The organism is Providencia sp. PROV205, assembly GCF_028479505.1.
Lineage (GTDB): Bacteria > Pseudomonadota > Gammaproteobacteria > Enterobacterales > Enterobacteriaceae > Providencia > Providencia huaxiensis.
The window spans coordinates 1-2,917 of the sequence record NZ_JAMPNU010000055.1; the positions used below are offsets into that span (position 1 = coordinate 1).

The window sequence follows — 2,917 nt, forward strand, 5'->3', positions numbered from 1 at the left end:
GCGAAAAAAGGGGGTGGTCAGACGAACGCAGTGAGTTTGACGGGCTTGGGTGAATGGCTTTTTTCGCAGGCGTCCAGCCGAAGACAAATAGCCAGAGGGCGAAGCCTTATGTCATTCATTTTCGTCCAGAAAATGAGTGGCATTGATACTGAAAGTATCATGGGGTGTAAGTTAGTAAAACTATGATTCCACCCGTTATTTTACCCATTATTCTGCCCGTTATACCTAAATTGGGTGAAATAACGGGTAAAGTAATGGGTAGAATAACGGGTAGATTAATGAGTGAGAAATGACACAACGTCATCTTGTGTCTATCTCTTATTCTGTATCTTATTCTCTGTATTATTCTGTGTATTAGAGAGAAATTAGATAGAATAAGATACGGAATAATACACAGGATAATAAACAAACATGACATTAACCTGCCTTTTCCTCGAGCTGTTTAAGCATCGAAACATCACCTAATAACCGTTGATTTTTACCTGTGAAAAAGATGATCGGGCTGACATTTGCATTATCGATACTTCGACTTAACTGAATTCCCATCGTCTGATAATCATCATCGTTTGTGCAATGGTATAACGCTAAAACAAGCTGACATTGTTCGGGAGTTCCGCACTCTATTGCCCAGCGGATCAACTCCGAAAAGGTCAATCCGTTCGGTTTCCAGCGTTTTTTATGTCGTGACGCTAACGCCTTAAATTTTTCACGCCCTTGATTGTATTTTTCTGCCCCGATCACCGGATCTTCACAACGAACGCCCTGCACGGGTCGCTTATCAAATGACAATTCCCATAATTTTATTTCTTCGATGTATTCGTAATCTGCTGGCGATGCCAAACGAAATAATTGAGACATAGTGATCCCCTCCGATGATGTGTGAACGGAGATATTATAAGGCTTTCGGGAAATTCCGCTTCCTCGACGTGAAACAAGTTCACGCCTTGCGGCGAGCGTTGCGAGTTGAAAACATAAAGGATTTTTTTCTGGACTTTAGAAGGCACAGAGCCGAAATGATTGTGACATCACTTCGGCTCTGCTAATCTGATTCGGTGCATTCATTGCTAAGATTCAGACCTCAACAATCCAATCTTAGCAATGGGAAGCTAGCTTGTCACTACTTCCTTAAAACCATTCAACGACATTAATCCAAATGCACCACTTGATTGACTCGGACTTAGCCCGGTCTCCGAAAGGATAAACAGGCAAATTGTGGTAGTAAAACGTACCGGAAAACGAAATTCCGGCTCTGCCTCCGAATCACGCTGCGGTATCGAAAGATTACAGTGCGTACCTGATAAGAGCACCAATCAACGGACTAGGGATTTCTTGGATTGCGAAGTGTTGAAAGAAGCCCAACCTAACCAGACTTAGCGAGATTAAAGAGCTAAGAAGCCATGACCCAATAACCGATCATGGGGAAAAGCAAAGACAGAATGACGTTGTCGCTTCGCTCCATTTTGATTAGTACCACATTGGGGCATTAGGCTTTTTTTATCTAAAATTTAATCTATCCTTAACTAAGGACCATTTAATTACCTAAGAAATTAAAAATGAAAGAAAAAATAAAAAAATTTATCGAAAAAAAACCAAAAGTAACAACAGAGGAAATACTAAATCACTTGTATCACGACATTATGATCCAAAAAGCACAAGGGAGAAGCTGGTCTAGCATTATAGATGAAATCAGTTTTTCTGGGATTTATGTTAGTGAAGCTTCATTTTACAAGTATGTAGTAAATAAAAATAAAACCCAACTTAGGAGTGATAATGGATAATGGATAATGGATAATGGATAATGCAGAGTGTGTAGGCAAGGAACTAAAAAAATTAAGAAAGGAAACAGGCTATAATCTCGGGCAATTTGCTAAGTTAATAAACAAATCAGAGCAGCAATTATTTAGATATGAGCGATGTGTAAATAAAATTGATATCGATACTCTAATAAATTCATTAATTATTTTAGATACAGATATAGCATTATTCTTTACAAGAATAACGAAAATTTATAACAAAGAAGAAGACTCTCTATGTAGAACCCCTGTAATCAATATTTGATTTAAATCTCGACGTGACATTAACCAGTTTTTTTTTGCAAAAAAAATAAAAACATAATAATCAGCGAGTTATATATGAATGATATAAATGAAAAATTAGGCTTATTCTTAAGAAATGAAAGAATCTTAAATTCGTTATCAGGAGCAGAATTAGCTGAAATACTAAATATTAGTCAACAACAGGTATCTCGGTATGAAAGGGGTCAGCACAATTTCACAGTAAAATTTTTAATTTTTTACTGCAAAGCACTGCACATATCACTCGATAAACTAATAACACATGTTTTTTTAAGTGAATCTGATATTGAATTTAACGCTATCTACACAACTAAATTTAGAGCTGTAGAGCTGGAAAACTCAATCAATAATAATAAATAAAAAAATGATATAGCCGACCAATTATGAAGTGCCATTAATCCCTTTTATGTTAAACGGGCGAGTTAGTTAGCGAAAACCGCCCGTTCATCCCCATTAAAGCCCCTCAAAACGATTTTAAGACACGATCACCCTATAAAACACCCAAATCTACGCTGAAAGTTTAGAACGGTTTTACGGGCTTCTGAGTGCGTTTTTAACATCATGCAAACTGACAAGTAAAACGATGCGAAATCGCTGAAAGTCACAAACTTGTTTTGTGGCAAGAAGCGATTTGACCAACCGAGTAAAACGAGGGCGGTAGGCTTTTTGTTTTTCTCCTGATGAGCGTCCAGCGAAGAAAGGGAAAAACAGGGGGAGCCGAAACGAAATGACACGCCCCAGCGATGGCAAGTGAACCCCAGTGAACGAGTTTCGTTTTGGGGGCAAAGCCCCCCGTCAAGCGAAACGTCTGACCACCACATTTTTGAGCGACCAAATACAGG

At 38.4% G+C, this 2,917-nt stretch carries 6 protein-coding genes; 4 read left to right on the plus strand and 2 right to left on the minus strand.

What is annotated here, in order from left to right:
* The coding region (locus PR800_RS19500) for a hypothetical protein (RefSeq protein ID WP_272531264.1) at positions 1–186 on the plus strand (186 nt) is incomplete at its 5' end.
* Between the two features lie 231 nt (positions 187–417).
* Here PR800_RS19500 and PR800_RS19505 read toward each other — a convergent pair.
* Positions 418–858: a hypothetical protein gene (locus PR800_RS19505; RefSeq protein WP_272531265.1), complete on the minus strand. Its 441-nt coding sequence runs from the start codon at positions 856–858 to the stop codon at positions 418–420.
* A 695-nt stretch (positions 859–1,553) separates the two neighbouring features.
* Here PR800_RS19505 and PR800_RS19510 point away from each other — a divergent pair.
* From PR800_RS19510 to PR800_RS19520, 3 genes are all read left to right on the plus strand, one after another.
* The gene (locus PR800_RS19510) at positions 1,554–1,778 is read left to right on the plus strand and encodes a hypothetical protein (protein WP_166185712.1); all 225 of its coding nucleotides are present in this window, start codon (positions 1,554–1,556) and stop codon (positions 1,776–1,778) included.
* Between the two features lie 13 nt (positions 1,779–1,791).
* The gene (locus PR800_RS19515) at positions 1,792–2,058 is read left to right on the plus strand and encodes a helix-turn-helix domain-containing protein (protein ID WP_166185714.1); all 267 of its coding nucleotides are present in this window, start codon (positions 1,792–1,794) and stop codon (positions 2,056–2,058) included.
* Positions 2,059–2,132: 74 nt separating this feature from the next.
* Positions 2,133–2,435, plus strand: a complete 303-nt coding sequence (locus PR800_RS19520; protein WP_166185716.1) for a helix-turn-helix domain-containing protein — start codon at positions 2,133–2,135, stop codon at positions 2,433–2,435.
* Between the two features lie 125 nt (positions 2,436–2,560).
* Here the strand turns inward: PR800_RS19520 and PR800_RS19525 are convergent.
* A partial coding sequence (locus tag PR800_RS19525) for a hypothetical protein (RefSeq protein ID WP_272531266.1) occupies positions 2,561–2,917 on the minus strand: 357 nt, incomplete at its 5' end.

Coding starts and splice junctions, on each gene's coding strand:
- PR800_RS19515 (WP_166185714.1), top strand. CDS start 1,792: ATGGATAATGCAGAGTGTGTAGGCAAGGAACTAAAAAAATTAAGAAAG.
- PR800_RS19510 (WP_166185712.1), top strand. CDS start 1,554: ATGAAAGAAAAAATAAAAAAATTTATCGAAAAAAAACCAAAAGTAACA.
- PR800_RS19505 (WP_272531265.1), bottom strand. CDS start 858: ATGTCTCAATTATTTCGTTTGGCATCGCCAGCAGATTACGAATACATC.
- PR800_RS19520 (WP_166185716.1), top strand. CDS start 2,133: ATGAATGATATAAATGAAAAATTAGGCTTATTCTTAAGAAATGAAAGA.